Raw genomic sequence first — 23,152 nt, forward strand, 5'->3', positions numbered from 1 at the left:
GCATGACGTGAACACGCAGCATGACAGGCAGTGGGTAGGGTTTGCGTCCAGCCTTACCCTTTGAGTACTTCTTGGCCAGTTGGCGCTCCAGCTTTTCCCAGGGGATCAGCCTGTCCATCCTTTCCAGAAATTTTTCCCGCCGGGTTTTTCGTTTCTTGCCTGCATATTCAGCTTCAGCGAAGGTCAGCTGGGTCATTTTCTAGGTTCCCGGTTGGAAAACTGTATTTTGCCAGAAATGGGCTATTTTTCAGAGTTGTCCTAGCAGACATCTAGCACACATCTAGTACACATCAGCACAGCATGCCTATCAGCGCCGGGAGCCTGCCAGCACAGAGCGGCAGCCGTAAATCCAGGAACCAGCGCCTGTTAAGAGGGATAAGACATGACCACTCTGACTTTGCATAACGGCGTCGAAATCCCCCAGATAGGTTTTGGCACCGCCGCTATCGGGCAGTGGCAGCAGGACGACAGTTTCGTTACCGACACGATTCTCAAGGCCATGGCGGTTGGCTACCGTCACTTCGACACCGCTTCCGTTTATGGCAACGAGCGCGCCCTGGGACGCGCGATTCTTCAGTCGGGTATCCCTCGCCATGAGCTTTTTGTGGTCAGCAAGGTTTGGGATACGGAGCAGGGGGCCCGAACCGCCGATGCCTTCCAGCGCAGCCTTGAGCGGCTCGGCCTCGAGTATCTGGACCTTTATCTGGTGCACTGGCCGGTGCCGGCATCTACCCGGCAGACCTGGGAGGCGATGGAATCGCTGTACGATGACAAAAAAGTTCGCGCGCTCGGTCTGTCCAATTTCCGCAAAGCAGACATTGAACAGCTGGCCAGTTTTGCCCGCGTCAGGCCCGCTTATAACCAGTTGGAACTGCACCCATACCTGACTCAGCAGGAGCTGGTGCAATACTGCCAGTTTCACAAGATCGCGGTGTCATGCTGGTCGCCGCTGGGTTCCGGCACTTGGAGTGGCGTTGCGGCAACGGAGAAACCCATCGCCGACCCGGTGATCGTCGATCTGGCGAACCAATACGGTGTGAGTCCGGGCCAGATTATTCTCAAGTGGGACCTGCAGCAGAAGCGCATTGTCATTCCCAAAGCGGAAAAACTGGAACACATTGTGGCGAATTTTTCCCTGTGGGATTTTTCCTTGAGCGACGATGACATGCAGTCAATCAATGCCCTGAATCGCAATCATCGCTTCGGCGGTGATCCAGCGACGGCTCATGAGAGCAACAAAAAAATCAGGGTGCCGGACTGACTGCTTTATCCCCGTGAATTTCCACTGGGGTTTTTTAATATTTCTTTCGGCCGGTTTTTCTCTTAGGTTTTTCTCTTTAGTTTTTCACTCAGGTTCGCACTCAGGTTTTTATGCGGATACGCATTTTCGGGCTGGCGTAATCGCCACCGGGTCTCACCTTGGCGAGCGAATAACCACTGGCCGCTCGCCCGCGCAGGGGGGGGCAATGAGTGGTTCTCGCTGGGTGTTTTCTAGGCAGTTTCTCTGCGTTTTGGGGCCGGGTCTGCAACCCCCGGAACATTTGCGGAAGTCAGCTGGCCGCGGCGCGCCAACTGCACCAGAGAGGGTTCCCGCTGCGCTTTCAGGTTCTGCACCCGCAGAGCCTCACGGTAAACCTTGTCCGACACGATATATTCCTCGGCCTGCTGGTTGATATCGCTGTAGCGGCCATTCAGCTCGGAGATTTTTGTCGACAGGTGCTCCAGATCGAGGATGCCATCGAAGTAGAGTGCGATCAGACGTTCACATTCCCGGGCAATGGCCAGGTACTCGTTGCCCACTTCGCGATGCCCCTCGTAGTTTTTCTTGAAGTTGAAAAAAGTCTGGATACCACCGAGGAGGGCGGTCAGCAGGGCCAGTGCGGCGCCGGCCCACATGGTCCAGTCAGGCAGCTCGGCATTGACGAGGGAGAAGAAAAGGGAGCCGAGGAACAGGTTGATCACCACAATGGGCACGCCGCAGAGCACGTGCAGGTTGCGTCCCTTCATGGAGGCGCGGAAGTGGCTGTGCTTGCACAGATGGGCATTCCAGCGCAGTTTATCCAGTACCGCTACGGTATTGGGGATATTGTCCGAGGTGTGGCTGGGTGCTGGTGCATCGTGTCTCGCCATGGTTCGAGCGCTTCCTTTTGCTGCGGCTAACTGCGGGCGAAAAAAGCCATTGTGCCTTTTCGCCACTCGATTGCCAGCAAAAAAGCTCGCCGGAAGTGGCGACTCAGCGGAAACGCACCGAAGGGACCAGAAAGAGGGCCGGCTCGGGCGAGCCGGTCAGGATGGGTCAGAGCCGGTCAGTTCGGGGGCAGAAGCCAGGCTCCGCGGTGAACGGATAAAAATCGATATCAGGCCTGCCAGCCCCAGTAGCCAGCAGTACTCGATGCTGGCCACCAGAGCAAGCGGCGAGACCGCCGCCAGAGAGGAGGCGAGCAGGATCTGTGCCCCCCACGGCAGCAGCCCCTGTACCGCACAGGAGAAGATATCCAGCAGGCTGGCGGCGCGGCGCGGATCGACCCGGTAGCGCGCGGCGATATCCCTGGCCAGATCACCGTTCAGTAAAATGGCGACGGTGTTATTGGCCACGCAGACATTGGTGGCGGTGACGGCCAGTGCGATGCTCAGCTCACCGCTGCGCACGCCACCGGCCTCGCTGCATTTGTCCCTATTCTTCCCGTTATTTTTCTCGCGGACTTTGCCGGCGTCTCCCCTGACGCCTTGTCCGCCGCGAGCACGGCTGAGCCGGTCGATGACAGAGGAGAGCCAGGCGAGCCCGCCGCCGGCCTTCATCAGTGCGCCCAGTCCTCCGATCAGCAGTGACAGGATAAGAATCTCCTGCATATTGGTGTAGCCGGTATAGATGTCCTTGGACAGGCTCACAAGGCTGTAGTCCGCCTCAAGGGCCAGCCCGATGCCACCAGCCAACAGAATGCCTGTGAACAGTACCAGCAGTACATTCACGCCCAGGACAGCCATAACCAGTACCGCCACATAGGGCATTACCCGCAGCAGGTCATAGTCTCCCGGCGCCTCGACAGCGGCGGTGGAGCCCTGCAAGGCCAGCCAGGCCATGGTCAGCAACGCCGCGGGCAGGGCGATACGTAAGTTCATGCGGAATTTATCCCGCATCTCGACATTCTGCGTGCGGGTGGCGGCGATGGTGGTGTCGCTGATAATCGACAGGTTATCCCCGAACATGGCCCCGCCCACCACCGTGCCTACGGTCAGCAGCAGCGGCAGGTCGGTGGCATCGGCCACGCCCACGGCAATTGGCGCGATGGCGGCGACGGTGCCCATGGAAGTGCCCATGGCCGTGGCGACGAAGGCGGCAATGGCAAACAGCCCCGGCAGCACCAGTGCCGGGGGTATCACACTGAGCCCGAAATTGACTGTGGCATCCACGCCTCCCACCGCCTTCGCCACACTGGCAAAGCCCCCGGCCAGCAGGTAAATCAGCGCCATGGTGACAATGGTGTGGTCGCCCACACCGCGCACAAAAGTATCGATGCGCTGGTGCAATGGGCCCTTTGCCAGCAGGACCGCCAGGGCGATGGCCGGCAGAATCGCCACCGGCGCGGATACCTGGTAGAAGGCATATTCCACCCCCTCAGTCTGGAACCAGAGGCCGCTGCCAACAAACAGAGCGAGGAACAGGGCGAGGGGCAGCAGGGCCGGGGCGGAGGGTTTGGTCATGGATACAGCTTCGACACGGATAGGGATTCGGAAGGCAAAGGCGCGGGATTATAAAGGCCGATCACAAACTGACCAATCGTCCTCTGCCTGGTGGGCGAAATTATTGTGGATGCCGAAATTTTTGCCGATACAAGCCTCTGGTTCCAACCTGGCCGGGCTGTGCGGTTCGGGGTGCATGCGTCAATAGGGGAAGCGTTAATAGGGGAAGCATCAATAGGCTGGACGCGAATCGGGGGCGAGGCACAAATTGGCCGCAGTTTTCCGCTGCGTTATTCTTTGGTTCCTGTCTTCTCTCCACTATCGGGCCCCAAACCGCAGTTGTACGGTGAACCGATTGACCGGCGCCGGCGTGGTTGCGAAAAATTAAAACTATAAAAATGCCGCCCCAGCGGCCTCATAAAGGATTTTTCATGGTGTTTGCACGGCAGCACTTTATCGTTCTCGGCCCGCTTCTGGCGCTCGCTTTTTATACTTCGCTGGCGGCCGTGGGTATGCCTTATCTGCCGGCAGTGACTGCGGCGATTACCCTGCTGACGGTGATCTGGTGGGTTACCGAGGCGCTGCCGATACCGGCCACCTCGCTGGTGCCTTTTGTGCTGTTGCCGCTCTTCGGGGTGACCGATCACAAACTGGTGGCCTCATCCCTCGGCAGTCATGTGATTTTGCTTTTGATGGGCGCCTTTATGCTGTCCAAAGCACTGGAGCGCAGTGGTGCCCATGAGCGGCTGGCTTTGTACATGTTGCGGCTGGTGGGGGTGTCCAGTGGTCGGCGTCTGGTGCTGGGCTTTATGCTGGCGGCGGGGCTGCTCAGTATGTGGATCTCCAATACCGCCACCACGCTGATGATGCTGCCTATTGCGCTGGCGATTCTCTCCCGTATAGAGAACCACCGGCTCACGGTGGCCTTGGTATTGGGTATCGCCTATGCCTCCAGTCTCGGCGGTGTCGGCAGCCCTATCGGCACGCCTCCCAATGTGATTTTCATGGGGGTTTATGAGGAACTGACCGGGCGCGGTTTCAGCTTCCTCAGATGGCTGTTGATCGGTGTGCCGGTGGTCTTGGTAACACTGCCGATCATGGCCCTGTGGCTGACCCGCAATGTGAAGCTGGAGCGTGCCATCGAGCCCCCCACCATTGGCGCATGGCGGCCGGAGGAGGTGCGCACCCTGGCGGTATTCGGTATCGCGATTCTGGCATGGGTAACCCGCAGTGAGCCTTTTGGGGGCTGGGGCGGTTGGCTTGGGATCGAGGGCGCCGGTGACAGCACCGTGGCACTGGCTGCGGTGGTGCTGCTGTTTATAGTGCCCGACGGGCGCGGAGGCCGCCTGATGGACTGGGAGACCGCCGAGAATATCCCCTGGGGCATGCTGCTGCTATTCGCCGGTGGTATCGCCATTGCCAAGGGCTTTGCCGCCTCGGGGCTCAGCGCCATGCTCGGTAATGGTCTGTCCTTCCTCGCCGCCATGCCACTGTGGTTGATGTTGCTGCTGCTGTGCCTGTCGGTGACTTTCCTGACCGAGATTACCAGCAATACCGCCACCGCCACCCTGCTGATGCCGATCCTCGCCGCAGCCGCCGAGTCGGCCGGCTTGGACCCCATGGTGCTGATGATCCCCGCCGCCATGTGCGCGAGTTGCGCCTTTATGCTGCCGGTGGCGACTGCGCCGAACGCCATTGCCTACGGCACCGGGATGATCAGGATGCAGGAGATGGTGCGCGAAGGCGCCGTGCTCAGTGTGTTGGCGGCGGTGATTATCGCCGCCATGAGCTGGCTGCTGCTCACTTGAGGGCAAACCTCTGCGGCTCTGGTGCTGCTGGCTGATAGCGAGGCTAAGTGGCGATTCCCTCGATGGCGGTTACCACCGGGAGCGAATCCTTGCCCGACAGCGTGTTGGGCAAAAAAGTGCTGGGCGCTGATGAATGGATTGTACGGAGTGGGCAGCAAGGAGCGGGCTGAAAGAGACGGACAGCAATGAATGGCCTTGCGGCTGGTTTCCCGGGGCGGGCGCTGGGTGTTACTGGTATCAGCGCCGCCCCGGGACTCATAACGCCAGCGCCGTCAGGCGCCGATCAGGCCCTGGCCACACACGCGGATGGTGTTGCCGTTAATGCCGCAGGCTCCCGGCGAGGTTAGAAAGCAGATCAGCTCCGCCACATCCCGGGGCTGCCCGCCCTGCTTGAGGGAGTTGAGGCGGCGGCCCGCTTCGCGAGTGAAAAACGGCATCGCGTCGGTCATAGCGGTTTCGATAAAGCCCGGCGCCACCGCGTTGGCGCAGATACCGCGGCTTGCCAGCTGCGATCCCAGTGCCGCCACGTAACCGATCAGGGCGGCTTTGGTGGTGGCGTAGTTGGTCTGGCCGAAGTTGCCGGCCACACCGCTGATGGAGGAGAGGTACACCAGCCTCCCGCTGTCGCGCAACAGCTCTGCTTTCAGCAACGCCTCATCGATGGCGACGATGGACGCGAGGTTGACCTGCATTACCTGTCGCCAGAAACTCACCGGCATTTTACCCAGTGTCTTGTCGCGGGTGATGCCGGCGTTGTGTACCAGAATATCCAGCCCACCGAACTTCTCACGGATAAATGCGATTAACTGTTGCGGTGCATCCTCCGCGGCGATATCCAGTGCCAGCGGCGTGCCACCCAGCTTTTGGCAGACCTTTTCCAGTTCCCCGGCGGCAGTGGGAATATCCAGGTAAATGAGTTCCGCGCCCTCCTGGCGCAGGCGCTGTGCGGTGGCGAGGCCGATGCCCCGGGCTGCGCCGGTGACCAGGGCTACCTTACCGGTCAGCAAACGCTCGCGGGGCAGCTCGGCTGGGGCGCGGGTCTCTGCGGTGACGGTGATCGCCTGCCCGGAGACATAAGCCGTCTGTGGGCCGCAGAAAAAGCGCAGCACCATGTCGAGCCGGTCCGCCGCATCCCGGGCCACGTAGGCCAGATTGACGGTGACACCTCTGGGCCCCAGCTCCTTGCCCAGTGAGCGGGCAAAGCCCTCAAGTCCGCGGGCCACCCCAGCGGCGACTGCAGTCTCCGCTTGCCTGGGTAGTGGTGCCAGCACCAGTACCCGCCCGTTGACGGCGATACGCCGCACCAGTGGCTGGAGTTGCTCGTACAGCTGTGGGTAATCCTCCACCGTTGTCATTCCGGAGGCCTCCACCACCAGGATGTCCGGGCGCTCGGAATCCTTCAGGTTGTAAGCGTTCCGAACATCCGCGCCGCCGCTGGTCAGCATTCCGTGTACATCGCCTTCAAGATAGCCGCCAGAGGTCGCCAGTAGCGCGGTTTTGCCTTTAAAGGGATATTCAGAGTAGCCGCTATCTTGCCGCAGCAAATTGACGGGGTTCGGCATTCCCAAGGCTCTTACCAGCCAGCCGGTGAAGGTGTTGCGATTCAATTCTTTTAACAGGTCAGACATAAATGTTTATTGCTACTCGGTGACTTTTAAAATGGCAGTGCTGGCGCGATCTTCTACGGGCTCCGATTCCAATGGCGCCTTCTTGGCATCTATGGATCAACCTCCACTCAGCTTAGGGTATACGGTGAGGATGCCAGCGGGCAGGTTAAAGTGAGACAGCCGCGATATAGGATTCGATAAAAGCAAGTGTTCGGGGGAAAGTAATCTTGTGAGTGATTCTGTGCGTGATCTGGCCTTGGAGCTTTCTGGGGCTAAATAAAGCCCGGGGGCAGCCCGAGATGAAAGGTTTGGATGTACTGCATAATTGGGACGGGTTACGTGGGTTCGCTTCATAGCTCCCATCAATCGGGTTCGGTCAGCAGAGGAGAATTACATGAGGCCGTTTGCAGAGATTGAACTTCCCGTTGTCGAGCGCTTTGGCGGTCGCAAGGCGCTGCAAGCGCAACTGAATAAGCCAAAGTCCGCTGCTGCGCTGCGTAAGGCCCCCGATAACCGCTGGCTTTCCGAAGCCTCCTTGGCGGTCATGCAGGCGGGGTTCAACTGGAGTGTGGTGAGGAAAAAATGGCCACGTATCGAAGAAATCTTTCACGACTTTGACCTCCATCACTGTGCCTTTATGCCAGATGAAGAGTTGGAGGCAGTGATGAAACAGGAAGGCATGATCCGTCACTGGGCCAAAACAAAAGCCATTCGTGATAACGCCAGTTATTTCCTGGAATTGTCGCGCGCCCATGATGGACTCGGTAACTTTTTTGCCGCATGGGAAACGGAGGATTATGCCGATAATCTCCGCGCATTACAGAAAGGTGGCTCGCGCCTCGGCGGCAGAACGGCTCAGGTGTTCCTGCGGCGCATGGGGGTGGACACACTGATTTTTTCTCCGGATATGGTACGGGCTCTTGTGCGTGAAGGAGTGGCGCGGAAAACCCCCTCATCCAGAAAGGACTGGTCCTCAGTGCAGGAAGCAGTGGAGCAGTGGCGGCGGGAATCCGGCCGCAGCCTGAATGAGATCAGTCAGATATTGGCGTTTTCTGTTGGCTAGGGGGCCTGGCTAGGGGTTCTGGTTAGGCGGGGCTAGTTATTGTAAATGAAATTTTGGAGTGAATTTAATTCGATAAGTTGGCGCGTTTTTCACTTAATCGTTGCCGTTTTGCGTTGTTTTTCACAGCTCGTCGTATCACATGCCAACGTTATTCACACAACGCGATTTCACGTTTTACTTTGCCGAACTTTGTTGATAGCTTTGAGGCGTTGTAAAAACAAGGACTGGATTCAAGTCTGGTTAGATCGAGGCTCATAAGAAAATATTTTCTGCTTGGTGAAAATCTCGTTTTAATCAAAAGGAATCCATAAATAATAAATGAGGATCGGGCTGGCCTGGGTTTAAGTGTCAGTATCGACCCGCCCCTGTCATCCTAATAATGAAAGGGAATACCCTCGATGATGAAGCCTGAGTTATTCAAAAAGGCCAAGCTGCCGCTGGCCATTGCATTGTTCGCCCCACTGTCCACTACCCCAATTTTTGCCGTCGCGGCAGACTCTTTATTGGAAGAGGTCACCGTTACTGCGCAGAAACGGGAGCAGAGCAGCTTGGATGTGCCGATTACGGTCGATACATTCTCCTCTGATAAAATCGTTAAAACCGGAGCTCTGACGCTGTCAGAAATGGATGCCTATATCCCCGGCTTTGAGGCGGAGGAAGGCCTCACCCAGGTATCCCTGTCGATTCGCGGTATCTCCAGTCCCAACATCAGCGCCGGCGGAGACCCTTCGGTTTCAACTTTTTACGATGATTCCTATCTGCCTTCTCCTGCGGCCACCATCGCTTTTTCCGATATGGAGCGGGTGGAGGTCTTGAAAGGGCCACAGGGCACCCTGTTCGGTCGGAATTCCGCCGCCGGTACCCTGAACCTGGTGCCGCGCCGCCCGAGTGAGGAGTTCGACGCTTTCGTGTCCACCCGGCTGGGTAACTACGGTCTGGTCCGCAGTGAGGCCATGCTCAACACGGCGGTGGCCGATAATGTGTATATGCGCGCGAATCTGCTCACCAACCAGCGCGATGGCTATGTCGACAATGTGGCCGGTCGTGATTCCGGCGAGCAGGATGTGGTGACCGGGCGTGTGTCTTTGCTATGGGATGTGAACCCCGCAACAGACCTGCAGTTTTCCGTCGACTGGGACCGGGTCGACAACTCCCCGCGCATGGCCATCGGCTTCAGCGATTTTTCTCTCAATACCGATCCCTTTTCCCGCAAAGTCGCCAACGACATTATCGATGGCGAAGAAACCCGGGATATGTATGCGGTAAGCCTCAAATTGCTGCACGAATTTTCTGATACTTTGAGTATGAAAGCCGTGCACAGCTATCGCTCGTATGAGACCACGAATCGCGAGGAAGAGGACGGTACTGCCGATCCCACCACTTACCTCGATACCAACAACAGTTTCGATAACGATATCAGCTACACCGAAATTCAGTTTAACTACAATGCCGATAAGCTGAACGCGGTGTTCGGCGCTAACTACTCCTCCGAGAGAATTTACCAGAATGTCACCGCTACTGCGCTTGCGGATTCCGCAATGCGGGTGACCACGTCAGAAGTGATCAAGAACCCAATCCTTCGGGCCCAGATTGAGCAGGGTGCTATTGCTCAGGCCGGAGGTGATCCCATGGCGGGAATATACGCTCTCAGTCTACTGGATTCCATCGATCACCTTTGGGATCAGGGTGACTGGGCATTATTCAACTCATTACTGGGGCAGCCCTCCACTCCACCTCAGGTTGGCCCCGTCTACGATGGTCTTGCTCAGCAACTTGGCTCCAGCATGATCTATGGCACGGAGTATGCGGGGCAGCTATGGCAGGAGTCTGTGACTAATAATGGCGATTTCGTCAATTATGGTTTCTACGCCGATGCGGAGTACGCGTTCACCAGCAAATTCCGTCTGTCAGCGGGGCTGCGCTATAGCTACGACGAGAAAGAGTTCAGCTGGCTGGTACCCGGTGTGGAGTTCGATCGTGAAACTGTCCCCAATACTCTGCCGGTTCAGCCCCTGATCTTCCGCGTGGAAGATGGCTATTTGGTGGATAATGTTACCCGGGTCGCCAAAGAGGACTGGGACAAGGTGACGGGCCGTCTGGTTGGCCAGTACGACATTACCGATCAGGCCATGGTGTTCCTGTCTTATGCCACCGGTTACAAGTCTGGCGGTTTTGACAGCCTGAATCAGGCTTCCGCGGAAAATCCGGTCAAGCCTGAGTCGGTGGAAAATATCGAACTCGGTGTGAAGGGCGATCTGTTTGATGGTCGCGGCCGCATTCAGCTCAGCTACTTCGATATGACCGTCGATGACCGCCAGCGCAGTGTTGAGACCCTGCCCCCAGGCCAGACCAACGCTCTGCCGCGTCTGATCAATGGTGACCAGAGTATTGACGGCGTCGAACTGACTTTCGACTGGCTGCCCCGTGACGATGTGCGTCTTGGTCTTGTGACCACGGTGCGGGATACCGAGTCCCAGTGGGAGACCTTCTACAACGCAGAGGGTGAGTTCCAGGATGGCAAGGAAAGCGGTTCTACCGATACCGCCTATACCGTGACGTTTGACTGGTCACCGGAAGTCAGCTTCGGTTCCGTGAGCCTGTATGCGGACTACATCTTCGCCGAGAACAGTGACGAGAGTGATCCCGCTCTGATTGGTTCGGTTCTGATCGATGGCGTGGAGACTCCGGTCCCCGGCTTTGGTGAAGATACCAAGTTGCTGAATGCCCGGCTGTCCTGGATGAGTAACGACGAGCACTATGAGGCCGCACTCTGGGGACAGAACCTGCTGGAGAACGAAGTGACCGACAGTGTCGGTGGGCGTACGCTGAATGTGTACGGTACCGGTTACCTGAATATTTCCGCGCCGCGCACCTTTGGCGTCGATCTGCGCTACAACTTCTGATCGATGCGTCATAAGATGCGGCTCCAGTCTTTGACTGGGGCCGCATTTTTATTTTTCACCTGCGATTATCTCATCCTACCTAACTCTCTTCCTGCTTTACTGTCTTCACCATCCGCTATCGGCTGCAGCGATAGCTGCCAACAACGGCTTGCTGGTTCCTGTTGTTAAAATTCTAAGTATGAGTACTCGCTGTCTATTCGAGTGTCATGCTTCGCTAGCATGGCCTATGGCGCCTGCTTCGCAATATCCCAAGTAGCTACTTAGTTTGTCACGGTAAGAAATATGGATAAATCCCCCTGGTCAGTTGCCATTCTCTGTTTTGCTGGGCTGTTGAGCTTGTCTGCTGCCGCTTACCCGGAGCAAAGTGTCTGTGGTACACCTCTGCCTCCCATCAAGATCGCGGATGAACGGCGTGAATGGACTTTCAGAAAGGGGGAGGGGGACTACAAGGTAAAGTTCAACTATACCGGTGAAAACTGGACGCATGCCGATGTGGCCGCGATCGAGGTGGATACCCCTAAGCCGATCGCCGTGCTGCCCATGCAGTACACCAAGCCGGGCCGCATGATGCCGGGGGCGAGTGTCGGTGGTCAATCAATCGGGCAGCAGTGGAACCTGATCACCCAGGCCGAGCTGGCAAAGCGCTTGTGCAAACTGGGCTTTGTGGTCTTCACCCCTTCGATCAGCGACTATGGCGAAAACCTTGATGGCTACCAGGCGTTCGAACACTTTATTGCCGGCCTTCACAAGGGTAACGGCAATATCCAGACCGTGCTACTGACCGCAGATGCGCACAATCCCAATGCCCAGAACCCACTTCCGGGTGCGCAGATGCTGGTCACTGGCACCAACCCGCGTAATCAGGCCTGGGAGGCGGTGATCCAGCGGAATGTGGAGCCTTTTTATCGCCAGGTCGGTCTCGGCAATCGCGGTGCGCGGGTACGAGGGGGGCATTCGGATGTGGAGGGGTCTTCTGCCGCCTGGCACCCCCTGATAGAGCGGGCCGCGGAATACGGGCCGACGGTTACCATCATGGAGGCTGCCCGGGCTATCGATATCATCGAGCAGGCGGGCTCGATCGAGGCTGGCCGCCAATGGGCGGCGCCGCTTTTTGATGGTCTTGCTGAGGCCATGTGGGAGTATGCTTGCCAGAGTGAAAGGGCTGCGTGTCACCATAACGGTGATGACGAAAATGGCTGAAGGAAGATCGACAGACCATGCTCAACGGATAGACCCGCTCCGATAATTCCTGGGATAGCAGGTCATTGGGTTGCTAGGATTTTGCTTCCACGAGGATTATGTGAGTTTGCATTGAGAATACTTTAAAGGTTCTTTGAATCCGCTTTGAATCCATTTTGGCAGTGCTGTTAGGGACTTTGAAAGTTTTCGGTATCCCGCCCCTTAGCGGTACTCCACCATAATTTCGTTTCTACGCATAAATGGTAGCGTCCACGGTGGGTTGTAGCGGGCCAGTTCCGGTTCTCCCACTGCCTGAAGCCCCTTATTGTTCATCCACTCCATCAGCTCGGTAGTTTTACTGCCAACCTTTTCCTCGCCCGCCAGCCCTGAAAAGCGGATCACTGCGTAGTGCTTCGCCGGTATTTCTCGCAGGTTGACCGCCGGATTGTTTGGGCGGGGCAGGGTGTCCATAGTGAAGTTGCTGGGCATTACAAAAGAAACAAGCCATTGGCCGCCAGATTGCTCCATGCTGACTGGGGCCGTCATGCTGATTTTTTCGGAGCGGGGCTCCATGGCAACAGGCGCCGTCATGGCAATCTTCTCGCTCCCGCCGCTGCGGGCAGTGTTATTGCCGAAGATATAATCGGCCAGCAGCTTAAAGCCCCTGCCAGAGGCCTGATCCATCGAACCCGACACCTGTACCTCCGCGACGATCCTCGGCTCATAGATTCGCAGCTCGAAAGGCTTGGCCTGTTCAAGAATCGTGTATTTGGGTTCCTCAATCGCCATGGCTCCACCTGCAAACAGGGACAGTAACACCCCCGGTAAAAAACGAATTAAAAGTCGCATAATTTTGCTCCACTATAGGCGGTGTTACGCACAGTATAGGTGGCAGGGATCACCGTCGGGCCCAGATCGCCCAGCTGGGAACCATGCTCGATGGCAATAGGCTTGGCAAATATAGGTGGAGAACTAGTTGGTGGCTGGGGGCGAACCTCGGAGGCTGGTGGCTGAGTACAGCTGGAAGTACGGTATTGGGGGTATCGCTAGAATTGTGTAACTGATTTTAAGCGCAAGAGCCACAGAGTTAGATTGATCTGAAAAAAGGCTCAGGCTAAAAAGGGTGCGTCAATGTCAGGGGCAATGTTGGCTGGGGAGCGAAGGTGCCATATGGCATAAGGGTGCTAATCCTGGCCCCTGTGGCAGGGCTGGCCGAGCCGAGATTACGTCCTGTAGTCGTGCTGTTGCCTGCGGTGACGCGGGAGGGTTTTCCGTCGGCGGGGGCCGGATTCTATTCACTTATATGTCCATCGGGGTTCAAAACCGGGAGAGTTCCTCCCGCAGGTCTCTCTCCAGCTCTGCGGCTTCCATAATCCACACGCTGTCGTCAGCACCGGGAAATACACCGACATCAATACCGTCCCGATCAAGTCCCGGTAACCACTTGTTGAGGAATTGTGGCAGGGCAACACTCTTTGGGGTCAGGTCCGCATCAGCGCTGGCATAGTGGGCGGCAAAATCTGCCGTTGGCCAGATGGGCAGATAATCCGGCGCGCCTTTTTCGTCGGAGTGTAGCTTGAGGAAGTGCTCATCGCTGTTGATCAGAATCCAGATCTCGCGTTCTTCGCCGACCAAGTCCAGAAAATAGTCATAGCGATCTTCGCAGCTGAGATTCAGAATTGTCTCAAGTTCTTCGTTAGCCATTTGCGGGTTCTTTCGTGTGTGGGTTTTGTTTAGCGCTTTCGTTGCCGGCGCTTGCCGGGGGCAGCCTAAGTGTTATCCAAGGTACCCCCAAAGTACTGCCCGAGGGGCTGTCCAAGTTACTGCCGAGGCAGGCTGGGCTATCAGTGCGCAATGTATCAGTAGGGTAATGATAGCGCCATTTTCCCATGACTATATCGTCAGTATTGGGGGGCAATCGATGCTCTTGCCAATACCAGCCACGCCAGTGATGGCCATTCATAGGTGAGGTGGTGGAATCCTTGGATAAAGGTGAAAGAAAGGTGTTGAGATCCCTGGTGGTTACTCGCACTTCGGCGCTTGTGGTCGGCCTTGATGGAAAGTGGTGCGCCCGGGAGAAGGTCACTGGGCAGGATAGTTTGCCCTTATGGTACTGCTAAGTGTGATGCGGGGCGGCGGATCTTCAATACCGAGTGTTCGAGCAAGCTGGGGTAGAGCAGTTCGGTGCGGCCGATACGCTGCCAGCCCGACCCCGCCCAGCCATGCGAGAAGGATGTGCTCTGCCATTTATCATTCTGTGTGTACAGATTCGGTTTCACCTTTTCAACTCCGATAGTTGCACGACGCTGCCTTCCGCGGTGAGACTGCCTGGTAAGGGCAGATATCCTTCTTGCGCTAATAAAATCAAGGGGAAGTACAGCTGGGTATCAGGAACCTAGCTGCCTGATATCGCAGTCATAGAGAATAAAGATATTTGCGGGAGAGCTTAGCCGTAACGGCAATATCAGAGGGTAAGAGTGCCAGTATGAGTTGAAGGCTTAATGGGTGGATGTTGTTGGGTTGTGTTTATGGCTCCACCGATGACGTCTAGGTTGGAGTTTCTAGGTTGGCCTTTCTAGGCAGCCATGGTCGGTGGTTATTACAAATTCTAGCAGTAATTATATGTGTCTCATCGAGAAATCCATATGTCTATACCTGCATCTATATCATTAAGTTTCCTGTCCGGATCTAACCCAGAGCGTGCTATATGAAATCTGGATGGTAGATAGTCTATATTGGGCGGTCATGTTTCGTTGACCGCAACTGAATTAATGTGTAATGATCTCATTCGCTTAATTATGGCCATATTCGAGCGGTTTGGTATTTTTAGCCGCTGCATGCTGGACCTTTGAATGGTTTTCTGGTGAGCGCCTTTGGCTGTGTATTTGGGCCATGTCGGAAAATCTAGTTAAGCCGTAAGCCGTAAGCCGTAAGCCGTAAGATGGTCATTGAAAGGCAAGTGTTCAATTATCTATGTGTTTTTGTTGATGGCAGGTCATAATCCGCGGATTAATAATATTATTGGTGCCTGCCAAAGGCCGTGGATATGTTTTCTTCTTGTCGTCATTGCTTTTAGAGCCTTTGTCCCCACAGGGTTAATGCTGACGCCTGCCAAGTCGGGAAATCCTCAACAGCAGGGAATGCTCACATTATGCCCAGGGCATAGTGGTAGTGCTGAGCTTCTTACTGCTCTGGGTGTTAGCGAAAGTAAATATCCCAAAGAGCACTCACCTTCAGGTGGTAAGTTCTGTTCATTCAGTACAGGAGGATTTGGTGATTCAATAGGCTTCAGCCCTGCTGCTACGCTTGCGGGCATATTAGATTTAGTCAGCGGCTCAACTAGCGTCGATGTCTTTATAATAAAGCGTGCGTTTATCTTATTACCCTCCAGGGCTCCTCCAATAGATTCATAAAATCCGGGTTGTCATTAATTTATATTAATTTTAGGCGTGTTTTTTCGACGCCTTCTTTTTCTTTGGGGATTTTATGAAGAATTTTACTTTTGCGAGAGGCTCTTATGTTAATCGGCCGAAATATTTTCTGCTGGCAACGGCAGTATCTTTATCGTTCTGGGTTTCTGGTGTTGTCGCTGAAGCGGTCAGTGTTGGAGGGCAACCGGTTTATGCAGATAGTCATGGGCCGATAGGTGTCATGGGAGACCACCGGCATAAACAAGGTGAGTGGATGTTCTCCTACCGCTTTATGCGGATGAGTATGTCGGACAACCTCAAAGGTGCCAAATCGATCTCCCCAGATGAGGTCGTTACGACTATCTCAAATCCTACCGGCGTGACAGAAACGCTTCGTGTAGTGCCAAAATCCATGGAGACAGAGATGCATATGTTTGGATTAATGTATGCGCCAACAGATGATCTGACGCTCATGGCAATGGTTCCAGTATTAAATAAGGAAATGGAGCATATTACATATTCTGGAATGATGGGTGTCACTGTCAGGGGTGGATTCGGCACCAGTTCTGCCGGTTTTGGTGATATTAAATTATCCGGACTTATCAAGTTGTACGAAAGTGCAATGGGTAATATCCACTTAAATGCAGGGGTCAGCCTACCAACGGGTTCCATCACTGAAAATGATAGTGTGCTGCCACCCAACCTCATGATGGACTCAATGCAGCTGCGTATGCCCTACGCCATGCAGTTGGGGTCTGGCACTTATGATTTATTGCCGGGGATTACCTACTTCAGTAATGTTGGACGCTGGAGTTGGGGAGGGCAGTATATGGCGACCATCAGGGTTGGGGAAAATAGCGAAAATTATACCCTAGGGGATCAGCAGCAGGTTTCCGCTTGGGGTGGCTATCGATTTATGCCTGGGTTAAGTGCCTCCGTCCGCCTATCTTTTAAGGATGAAGATAGTGTTGAAGGTGCTGACGACTTAATCTCAGCGCCAGTGCAAACTGCCAATCCAGATTACTATGGGGGCAGGTTTATTGACGGTGTGCTGGGGCTTAACTATGTGGTTCAGTCCGGCCGGTTGCGTGGATACCGTTTTGGATTGGAGTACACAATGCCAATCAGCCAGAAGGTTAATGGGGTGCAAATGGCCATGGATAGTATGTTGACCCTGGGATACCAGATTTCTTTCTAAGGCTGCTCCATCATTTTCCCCTATCAAAGTAAATATTTGAAGGTGGGGATGGTAGCGAAGTTAAAGAGGGTAACAAAGGTGAAGATGGTAGCGAAGATGAAGAGGGTAGCGAAGGTGAAGAGAGTAACGAAGGTGAAGAGAGTAACGAAGGTGAAGAGGGTGGAGAGCTCAGCAAAGAGAATGAGTGGTAAGAACGTAGTGAGGTTAATGCAGTCGATGATGGAAGCAGGCTGGGAAAGGTAATAGAGGAGGAAAAACTAATAAAATATAAAAGGCTGCTCTGGTGGCCTTTTATATTTGTGAGTGTGGGAAATGTTTTCTTGGTCGTAATTGGCGCTATTCAATTTGCTTTCCGGTTGGTCATTTTTTCTGTGCCATAGATACTGTTGGTGATTTTTGTATATGGTTGAGTGTTTTTTGAGGGGTATGGCGAGCAATAAGTAGCGATCTCGCTTAATGCCTCGCTGCATGGTATTCCTTGTCCAATCTTATATACGGTTTCTCAACCTGTAGGATCAGGTGGGGTCAATGCAGCGGCGAAGGTCGGTTGCGCCTGTATCGGCGACGCGAGCCAAAAAGCCGGAAGCCCCAGTCAGTCTGGCAGGTCTGCTGCAAATGGCAGTGCAGTGCGTTATTCGGCAAAAACAACACTTTTACTGATCTCTTCACGCCCCACGCGGGCATTATTGGCCGGAACCGCTGTGTCTTCGTAGCCAAAAGAAATTCCCAGCAAAATATTAGTGTCGTCACCGATATTGAAGGTTTCCCGCACCAGGTCAGGGTAATAACGCAGTGCGCCCTGGGCGCAGCTGGCGATGCCGTGGGCGGTCATGGCCAGCATCAGGCTTTGTGCGTACATACCTACGTCCAGCGCGACAGAAGCGCCGAAGCGCTTGTCCATGCCGATAAAGCAGACGTGCGGCGCATCGAACATCTCGAAGTTCCGCAGCGAAGCGCGCATGCGCCCCTCTTTGTCGTCCCGCGCAATCCCCATGCTGTTATAGAGTTCCATGGCGCACTCCACCTGCCGGCGGCGGTAGTCGCCATCGAATTTCCCGGGATATTCGTAATCCGCATTGAAGGGGACGCCACTGACAACCTTGGCGACCATCTGTTGGCGAAGATGCTCCTTGAGCCGGCCGGAGGCCACCCACACCTTCCACGGTTGGATGTTGCAATTGGAGGGCGTGTGCTGGGCCAGCTTGAAGATGCTTTCCATAACCTGTTGAGGAACGCGTTTGTCCAGGTAGCCGCGCACAGAGCGGCGGTTCCTGATGGCAGCTTCAAGACTCATGTTGCTTGCCGGCGAGGTGGTGCTTGCGGTGAAAGTGGCGCTTGCGGGTGACTGTTTGACGGTGGCGCTCATGGAGATACCTCGTTTTCGTTGCAATGGCGCGCGAGCGCAAGCGGCGCGCATTCAAGGTTTCAAGATTTTCGGTTTTTGGCTCAGACGTTCAGCATCAGGTGCTCTCGTTCCCAGGGGGAAATCTCGCGGTGGAACTGACGCAGTTCTTCTGCTTTGACTTCCGCAAACAGTCGGCAGAAATCTTCGCCCAGGGCCTGCTGGATTTCATCGGCATCGGCGAAGATACGCAGTGCCTCGTCGAATGTTGTCGGAATATAGGATTCGGCCTCCTGTTCTTCACTCAGCTCGCCTTCAGCCGGTGCGTGGGGTGCCACTTGATTCACCATGCCCAGGTAGCCACAGATCAGGCTGGCGGCGATGGAGAGGTAGGGGTTGGTATCCACACCGATTACCCGGTTCTCGAGGCGACGATCCTGGGCGCCGGAGTGTGGCACACGCAAGCCGGTGGCGCGGTTGTCATAGCCCCAGGCAATATTGGTGGGTGCACTGGAATTGGCCGCAGACTCGAAACGCCGATAAGAATTCACATGCGGGGCGATCAGCGGCATGACCTCGATCAGGTGCTTCTGGGTGCCGCCGATAAAATAACGGAACAGATCGGTCTCATTACCCTGTGCATCGGAGAAGATGTTCTGGCCGCTGGCAATATCCACCACGCTTTGGTGCACATGCATGGCGCTGCCGGGCTGGTCGCGCATGGGTTTGGCCATGAAGGTGGCGAACATATTGTTGTTCAAAGCCGCCTCTTTAATGATGCGCTTGAAGTAGAACACCTGGTCCGCCAGTAACAGCGGATCGCCGTGGGTGAGGTTGAATTCCACCTGGCCGGCGCCATCTTCCTGAATCACCGAATCGATATGCAGCCCTGCGTCTTCGGCATAATCGTAGATATTGTCGATGACCGGGCCGTACTCGTCCACAGCGGTCATTGAGTAGGACTGCAGCGCGGTTCCCGAGCGCCCACTGCGGCCCACCGGAGGCTGGATAGGTTCATTGGGATCGATATTCGGCTTGGTCAGGTAAAACTCCAGCTCTGGTGCCACCACCGGTTTCCAGCCGCGCTGCCGATACAGCTCAATCACATGCTTAAGGATATTCCGCGGTGCACAGAAGATCGGCTTGCCATCGAAGTCCTGCAGGTCGTGGATGATCTGCAGCGTTGGTTGCTTGGCCCAGGGGGCAGCCATCGCGGTGGACATGTCCGGTACCAGTACCATATCGCTCTCGGCCCATTGGTTGGCGATATCCATTTCCACATCCTGGCCGGTGATTGTCTGGTAGAAAATGGAAATCGGCAGGAAGAGCGAAATATCCGGAGAAAATTTCTTCAGTGGCATGGCCTTGCCGCGCGACATGCCATTCAGGTCGGGAATAATGCACTCCACCTCATCCAGTCGGCGACCGTCGCGGTAGGCCTGGAAAGCTGCGGGTAAATTATCCAGCCAGGAGGAAGGTGAAGACTGACTCATATGAACTCCTACAAAAAATTAAAAACAGCCTGGGCGGGCGACTTGCCATGGCTCGGCAGATAACATCAAAAAGCAAAGTCAGCAGGCGAATCAACAATCCATACGAGCAGCCCCTGATAACAGAGCACACTAGCGGAGACGACCCACGAACTAACCCAGCCGCTTAGCTACGGCGTAGGCGGCACTATCATACTGGGAGTATCCGTGGGCGATGTAATTAAAATGCTCACACTAGCTCCCCTGTGCTTGAACCTTCTGTATGTCGGATCAAAACTCTTTGACCGTTACTTTCCCATCCTGATCAAAAACGATTCTGTGCACGGCAACAAAAGACCACATATACAGAGCGAATTCGGAAAACTAGAGAGGAAGACCCTGATGAACATTCGAAGAAGTCCTAATGAATAAATAAGGAGAGTCCAAAGCCTACAGCGCTCCTCATCAACAACGCAAACCCCGCTCGATGCGAAACAGGGCCCGCCGCTTGATGATTAACCGGCACGCCAATGCGGCTGTTGCGGCCCTAGTGGGAAGCAGCTTAACGGGTATTGGTAGCGATACCCATGACAACTTCCCGGCGTTCATCGCCCGTATCCAGCGCGAACGCTTGATTTACCTGCACCACGGCAAGACCTGCGTCGCTGAAGCCGCCGGCAATGTCTTCCGGTGTAAAGCCGATGCCGTTATCTCCGGCTGGTTTCAACCAGTCCCACTGAACCAGCGTGCCGCCTTTTTTGAGTAGCTGTCTCAGTAGTAACAGTGTCTGTGGGTATTCCGGCACAAACGCCAGTGCGGAGGAGGCGACAATCAGGTCAAAGGGGGTCTGCAGATGCGTGTTCCGTTCTATGAGCTTGCGGGTCAGCTCGCTGTGAATGGTGTCAACATTCGGAAGTTGCTTGCCGGCCAGTACCGACAGCATTTTTGCAGAAGGGTCCAGCGCGACGATGGCCCCGGACTGTGCCGACAGTCTTTCTGTCAGCAATCCGGTTCCGCAGCCGAAATCCAGGATTCGGGCGCCGCTGTAATCGATGGCCTCCCCCAGTGACTGAAAGGCCTGCTGCGCATAGGTGATGGCCGCGGGATTGCTGTCCCAGCCCTCGGCGTAATCATCCCAGTTATCGTCGCTCATGACTGCTGGACTCGCGGTTGATTTCTGTATGTCAGGGCTGGACGCATGCCAGGTGACTCGTTCTGCCTGGTGACAATATGCACCGCCGGTGCGGGGTATTTCAACCGCTGCAACTCCGGACTAACTCCCCATTGTCAGCTCACATAGGGGAGTAAGGCTGGGTGTCAGGCGGGAACGGGGCGGGAACGGGGGTACGAGTGGTTCCAGCGCAATCAAGGCCCGCAAATCCGGCGAGTGCCTGGCTGTTGGGCTCCAAGGCGCGGTCCTTTGAATTTTGCGAGCAATTGGCTAACTTATCATCTCGGGTCACCCAAACACCGCAACCGGCCAAGCAGCATTATGGAAGAGATCCTCACGAACCCGATGGCCCTGCTGGTGATGGTGGGCCTTGTCTCGATTGCTTGCCAGTACCTGGCTTTTGTACTCAAATTGCCCGCCATTCTGCCCCTGTTGCTGGCCGGTCTGGTGCTGGGACCGGTGACCGGAGTGTTAAACCCGGACGCCCTGTTCGGCGGCCTGCTGTTCCCTCTCGTGTCACTGGCAGTCGCGATCATCCTCTTTGAGGGGGCGCTAACTCTCAAATTTTCCGATCTGGCCGGGCACGGCACCATGGTGCGCAACCTGTGCACACTGGGGGCCCTGGTGACATGGGTGATCGTCACGCCCACTGCACATTATGGTCTCGGCATGCCCATGCAGCTGGCGGCGCTGTTTGGGGCCATTGTTACCGTAACAGGGCCCACGGTGATCGTGCCCATGCTGCGCACAGTGCGCCCCAATGCCCGCATTGCCAATATCCTGCGTTGGGAAGGGATCGTCATCGATCCCATCGGCGCGCTGCTGGCCGTACTGGTGTACGAATACGTGGTTGCCGCGCAGGGCGCCATCGAACACACCCTGGTGATTTTCTTCAAGGTGGTCGCTATCGGCTTTGGGCTCGGCTCGCTGGTTGGCTATCTACTGGGGGTGGTGCTCAGAAACAACTGGATCCCCCATTACCTGCGCAACACGGCGGTGCTCACCCTGATGCTGGGTGCCTACGCCGCCTCAGACCTGATGAGCCATGAATCGGGCCTGCTGACGGTCACGGTGATGGGCATCTGGATGGCGAATATGAAAGGGCTGGATGTCGATGACATTCTCGAGTTCAAGGAAACCCTCAGCGTCCTGCTGATCTCGGCTCTGTTTATTCTGCTGGCCGCGCGGGTGGAATTTTTCACCCTGACCCAACTGGGCTGGGGAGCACTGCTGGTATTGGCCGCGATCATGTTTGTCGCCCGTCCGCTCGCCGTGTTCCTATCGTCACCGGGTTCCGGTCTGAACGGGCGTGAGTTGGCCATGCTGAGCTGGATAGCCCCGCGGGGCATCGTCGCTGCGGCAGTGTCGGCACTGTTTGCGCTAAAGCTGGAAGCTTTCGGCCTGCCCAAATCGGAACTGCTGGTACCGATGGTGTTTCTGGTGATTATCACCACGGTTGTCCTGCAGAGCCTCACCTCCAAGGGGATCGCCAAGTTTCTCGGGGTGCGCGCCCGCTATCCCAACGGCTATCTGATTTTCGGTGGCAGCAAGTTTGCCCGTATGCTGGCAAAAGACCTGATGGAAAAGGACGTGCCGGTGGTTATTGCCGACACCGACTGGAACGCGATCCGCGAAGCCCGAATGGCCAATATCCCCACTTATTACGGCAACCCCATCTCCGAGCACGCCAGCACAACCATGGACCTTTCCGCAGTGGGTAGGGTTCTGGTGCTGTCACCCTATAAGCAGCTCAATCCTCTGGTGACCTATCACTTTGAACACGTATTGGGCAAAGGCATGGTCCTGGGTCTGGGCTACGGCACACAGGAGGGCAGTGCCCGCCATCAGGTGTCGGATGACTATGCGAAAAAACTGGAGCTGTTCTCGGAAAATGCCACCTATGGTCGACTGGCCAGCCTGGTGGCCAGGGGCGCAAGCATCCGCACCACAAGAATCACCGAAACTTTTACGCTCGAAGACTACCGGAAAACCTATGGCAACCGCGCCACGCGACTGTATGTCATAGACCCTCAGGGGCGGGTGTATATCAATACGGTTTCACACGAATATGCGCTCAAAGAGGACTGGCAGATTGTCAGCCTGATTGCTCCGGAGGAATTGAAGGAAAAGTCTTCCGAGGATAGTCCCCGATCGCCCGGTGAGCTACCTGGTGAGCTATCAGGTGATGCGCCGACGGGTTAGAGGCGTGTCGAAATTCTCTCCGTGGCCTTGTCGTCAGGGCTGCCCGATCTTTCTACGGTGAGCCACAAGCTCTGTGGCGGCGGAAAACCACTGACCGGCCTCTTGCTGCTGCAGGTCAA

Annotated in this window: 18 protein-coding genes; 9 read left to right on the forward strand and 9 right to left on the reverse strand. The window is 55.7% G+C overall.

Features of this window, described 5'->3' with window-relative positions:
- A partial coding sequence (locus ABEA58_RS01205; RefSeq protein ID WP_486348257.1) for a transposase occupies positions 1 to 196 on the reverse strand: 196 nt, incomplete at its 3' end.
- A gap of 186 nt (positions 197 to 382) precedes the next feature.
- Here ABEA58_RS01205 and ABEA58_RS01210 point away from each other — a divergent pair.
- Positions 383 to 1,261 carry an aldo/keto reductase gene (locus ABEA58_RS01210; protein ID WP_345548065.1) on the forward strand — a complete coding sequence of 293 codons (879 nt, stop codon included), beginning with the start codon at positions 383 to 385 and terminating at the stop codon, positions 1,259 to 1,261.
- Between the two features lie 230 nt (positions 1,262 to 1,491).
- On the opposite strand, the gene ABEA58_RS01215 is transcribed toward ABEA58_RS01210, so the two are convergent.
- Positions 1,492 to 2,130, reverse strand: a complete 639-nt coding sequence (locus ABEA58_RS01215; RefSeq protein WP_345548067.1) for an SLATT domain-containing protein — start codon at positions 2,128 to 2,130, stop codon at positions 1,492 to 1,494.
- 156 nt (positions 2,131 to 2,286) lie between these two features.
- Positions 2,287 to 3,702, reverse strand: coding sequence for a Na+/H+ antiporter NhaC family protein (locus ABEA58_RS01220; protein ID WP_345548069.1), 1,416 nt, complete (start codon positions 3,700 to 3,702; stop codon positions 2,287 to 2,289).
- A gap of 410 nt (positions 3,703 to 4,112) precedes the next feature.
- On the opposite strand from ABEA58_RS01220, the gene ABEA58_RS01225 reads away from it, so the two are divergent.
- Positions 4,113 to 5,489 carry an SLC13 family permease gene (locus ABEA58_RS01225; protein ID WP_345548070.1) on the forward strand — a complete coding sequence of 459 codons (1,377 nt, stop codon included), beginning with the start codon at positions 4,113 to 4,115 and terminating at the stop codon, positions 5,487 to 5,489.
- Positions 5,490 to 5,761: 272 nt separating this feature from the next.
- Here the strand turns inward: ABEA58_RS01225 and ABEA58_RS01230 are convergent, their stop codons facing one another.
- A complete protein-coding gene (locus ABEA58_RS01230; protein WP_345548071.1) occupies positions 5,762 to 7,117 on the reverse strand; it encodes a 3-oxoacyl-ACP reductase in 1,356 nt (451 codons plus the stop codon).
- Positions 7,118 to 7,490: 373 nt separating this feature from the next.
- On the opposite strand from ABEA58_RS01230, the gene ABEA58_RS01235 reads away from it, so the two are divergent.
- The 3 genes from ABEA58_RS01235 (at position 7,491) to ABEA58_RS01245 (ending at position 12,262) form a co-directional block, all read left to right on the forward strand.
- Positions 7,491 to 8,159, forward strand: coding sequence for a DNA-3-methyladenine glycosylase I (locus ABEA58_RS01235; RefSeq protein ID WP_345548073.1), 669 nt, complete (start codon positions 7,491 to 7,493; stop codon positions 8,157 to 8,159).
- A 398-nt stretch (positions 8,160 to 8,557) separates the two neighbouring features.
- Positions 8,558 to 11,062, forward strand: a complete 2,505-nt coding sequence (locus ABEA58_RS01240) for a TonB-dependent receptor (protein WP_345548075.1) — start codon at positions 8,558 to 8,560, stop codon at positions 11,060 to 11,062.
- A gap of 282 nt (positions 11,063 to 11,344) precedes the next feature.
- Complete coding sequence (locus tag ABEA58_RS01245; RefSeq protein ID WP_345548077.1) at positions 11,345 to 12,262, forward strand: hypothetical protein; 918 nt, start codon at positions 11,345 to 11,347, stop codon at positions 12,260 to 12,262.
- 201 nt (positions 12,263 to 12,463) lie between these two features.
- On the opposite strand, the gene ABEA58_RS01250 is transcribed toward ABEA58_RS01245, so the two are convergent.
- Together ABEA58_RS01250 and ABEA58_RS01255 are read right to left on the reverse strand one after the other, a co-directional pair.
- Complete coding sequence (locus ABEA58_RS01250) at positions 12,464 to 13,030, reverse strand: SOUL family heme-binding protein (protein ID WP_345548079.1); 567 nt, start codon at positions 13,028 to 13,030, stop codon at positions 12,464 to 12,466.
- Positions 13,031 to 13,558: 528 nt separating this feature from the next.
- On the reverse strand, positions 13,559 to 13,945 hold the full coding sequence (locus tag ABEA58_RS01255; protein ID WP_345548081.1) for a DUF2750 domain-containing protein: 387 nt from the start codon (positions 13,943 to 13,945) through the stop codon (positions 13,559 to 13,561).
- Positions 13,946 to 15,189: 1,244 nt separating this feature from the next.
- Between ABEA58_RS01255 and ABEA58_RS01260 the strand changes: the two genes are divergently transcribed.
- The 3 genes from ABEA58_RS01260 (at position 15,190) to ABEA58_RS01270 (ending at position 17,092) form a co-directional block, all read left to right on the forward strand.
- Positions 15,190 to 15,654 carry a hypothetical protein gene (locus ABEA58_RS01260; RefSeq protein ID WP_345548083.1) on the forward strand — a complete coding sequence of 155 codons (465 nt, stop codon included), beginning with the start codon at positions 15,190 to 15,192 and terminating at the stop codon, positions 15,652 to 15,654.
- A gap of 73 nt (positions 15,655 to 15,727) precedes the next feature.
- Positions 15,728 to 16,849, forward strand: coding sequence for a transporter family protein (locus ABEA58_RS01265; RefSeq protein WP_345548085.1), 1,122 nt, complete (start codon positions 15,728 to 15,730; stop codon positions 16,847 to 16,849).
- Between the two features lie 48 nt (positions 16,850 to 16,897).
- A complete protein-coding gene (locus ABEA58_RS01270; RefSeq protein WP_345548088.1) occupies positions 16,898 to 17,092 on the forward strand; it encodes a hypothetical protein in 195 nt (64 codons plus the stop codon).
- Between the two features lie 388 nt (positions 17,093 to 17,480).
- On the opposite strand, the gene ABEA58_RS01275 is transcribed toward ABEA58_RS01270, so the two are convergent.
- From ABEA58_RS01275 to ABEA58_RS01285, 3 genes are all read right to left on the reverse strand, one after another.
- Positions 17,481 to 18,215, reverse strand: a complete 735-nt coding sequence (locus ABEA58_RS01275) for a nitroreductase (RefSeq protein WP_345548090.1) — start codon at positions 18,213 to 18,215, stop codon at positions 17,481 to 17,483.
- Between the two features lie 80 nt (positions 18,216 to 18,295).
- A complete protein-coding gene (locus ABEA58_RS01280) occupies positions 18,296 to 19,684 on the reverse strand; it encodes a glutamine synthetase family protein (protein ID WP_345548092.1) in 1,389 nt (462 codons plus the stop codon).
- 538 nt (positions 19,685 to 20,222) lie between these two features.
- On the reverse strand, positions 20,223 to 20,813 hold the full coding sequence (locus ABEA58_RS01285; protein ID WP_345548094.1) for a class I SAM-dependent DNA methyltransferase: 591 nt from the start codon (positions 20,811 to 20,813) through the stop codon (positions 20,223 to 20,225).
- Positions 20,814 to 21,152: 339 nt separating this feature from the next.
- Here ABEA58_RS01285 and ABEA58_RS01290 point away from each other — a divergent pair, with 339 nt between their 5' ends.
- Complete coding sequence (locus tag ABEA58_RS01290) at positions 21,153 to 23,033, forward strand: cation:proton antiporter (protein ID WP_345548096.1); 1,881 nt, start codon at positions 21,153 to 21,155, stop codon at positions 23,031 to 23,033.
- Positions 23,034 to 23,152 lie beyond the last annotated feature (119 nt).

Origin of the sequence: Microbulbifer aestuariivivens (genome assembly GCF_039545115.1) — a bacterium.
Classification (GTDB): domain Bacteria; phylum Pseudomonadota; class Gammaproteobacteria; order Pseudomonadales; family Cellvibrionaceae; genus Microbulbifer; species Microbulbifer aestuariivivens.

Excerpts from the sequence above, each read along its gene's own strand:
- ABEA58_RS01210 (WP_345548065.1), top strand. The coding sequence starts at position 383 with ATGACCACTCTGACTTTGCATAACGGCGTCGAAATCCCCCAGATAGGT.
- ABEA58_RS01215 (WP_345548067.1), bottom strand. The coding sequence starts at position 2,130 with ATGGCGAGACACGATGCACCAGCACCCAGCCACACCTCGGACAATATC.
- ABEA58_RS01220 (WP_345548069.1), bottom strand. The coding sequence starts at position 3,702 with ATGACCAAACCCTCCGCCCCGGCCCTGCTGCCCCTCGCCCTGTTCCTC.
- ABEA58_RS01225 (WP_345548070.1), top strand. The coding sequence starts at position 4,113 with ATGGTGTTTGCACGGCAGCACTTTATCGTTCTCGGCCCGCTTCTGGCG.
- ABEA58_RS01230 (WP_345548071.1), bottom strand. The coding sequence starts at position 7,117 with ATGTCTGACCTGTTAAAAGAATTGAATCGCAACACCTTCACCGGCTGG.
- ABEA58_RS01235 (WP_345548073.1), top strand. The coding sequence starts at position 7,491 with ATGAGGCCGTTTGCAGAGATTGAACTTCCCGTTGTCGAGCGCTTTGGC.
- ABEA58_RS01240 (WP_345548075.1), top strand. The coding sequence starts at position 8,558 with ATGATGAAGCCTGAGTTATTCAAAAAGGCCAAGCTGCCGCTGGCCATT.
- ABEA58_RS01245 (WP_345548077.1), top strand. The coding sequence starts at position 11,345 with ATGGATAAATCCCCCTGGTCAGTTGCCATTCTCTGTTTTGCTGGGCTG.
- ABEA58_RS01250 (WP_345548079.1), bottom strand. The coding sequence starts at position 13,030 with ATGGCGATTGAGGAACCCAAATACACGATTCTTGAACAGGCCAAGCCT.
- ABEA58_RS01255 (WP_345548081.1), bottom strand. The coding sequence starts at position 13,945 with ATGGCTAACGAAGAACTTGAGACAATTCTGAATCTCAGCTGCGAAGAT.
- ABEA58_RS01265 (WP_345548085.1), top strand. The coding sequence starts at position 15,728 with ATGAAGAATTTTACTTTTGCGAGAGGCTCTTATGTTAATCGGCCGAAA.
- ABEA58_RS01270 (WP_345548088.1), top strand. The coding sequence starts at position 16,898 with ATGGTAGCGAAGTTAAAGAGGGTAACAAAGGTGAAGATGGTAGCGAAG.
- ABEA58_RS01275 (WP_345548090.1), bottom strand. The coding sequence starts at position 18,215 with ATGAGCGCCACCGTCAAACAGTCACCCGCAAGCGCCACTTTCACCGCA.
- ABEA58_RS01280 (WP_345548092.1), bottom strand. The coding sequence starts at position 19,684 with ATGAGTCAGTCTTCACCTTCCTCCTGGCTGGATAATTTACCCGCAGCT.
- ABEA58_RS01285 (WP_345548094.1), bottom strand. The coding sequence starts at position 20,813 with ATGAGCGACGATAACTGGGATGATTACGCCGAGGGCTGGGACAGCAAT.
- ABEA58_RS01290 (WP_345548096.1), top strand. The coding sequence starts at position 21,153 with ATGGAAGAGATCCTCACGAACCCGATGGCCCTGCTGGTGATGGTGGGC.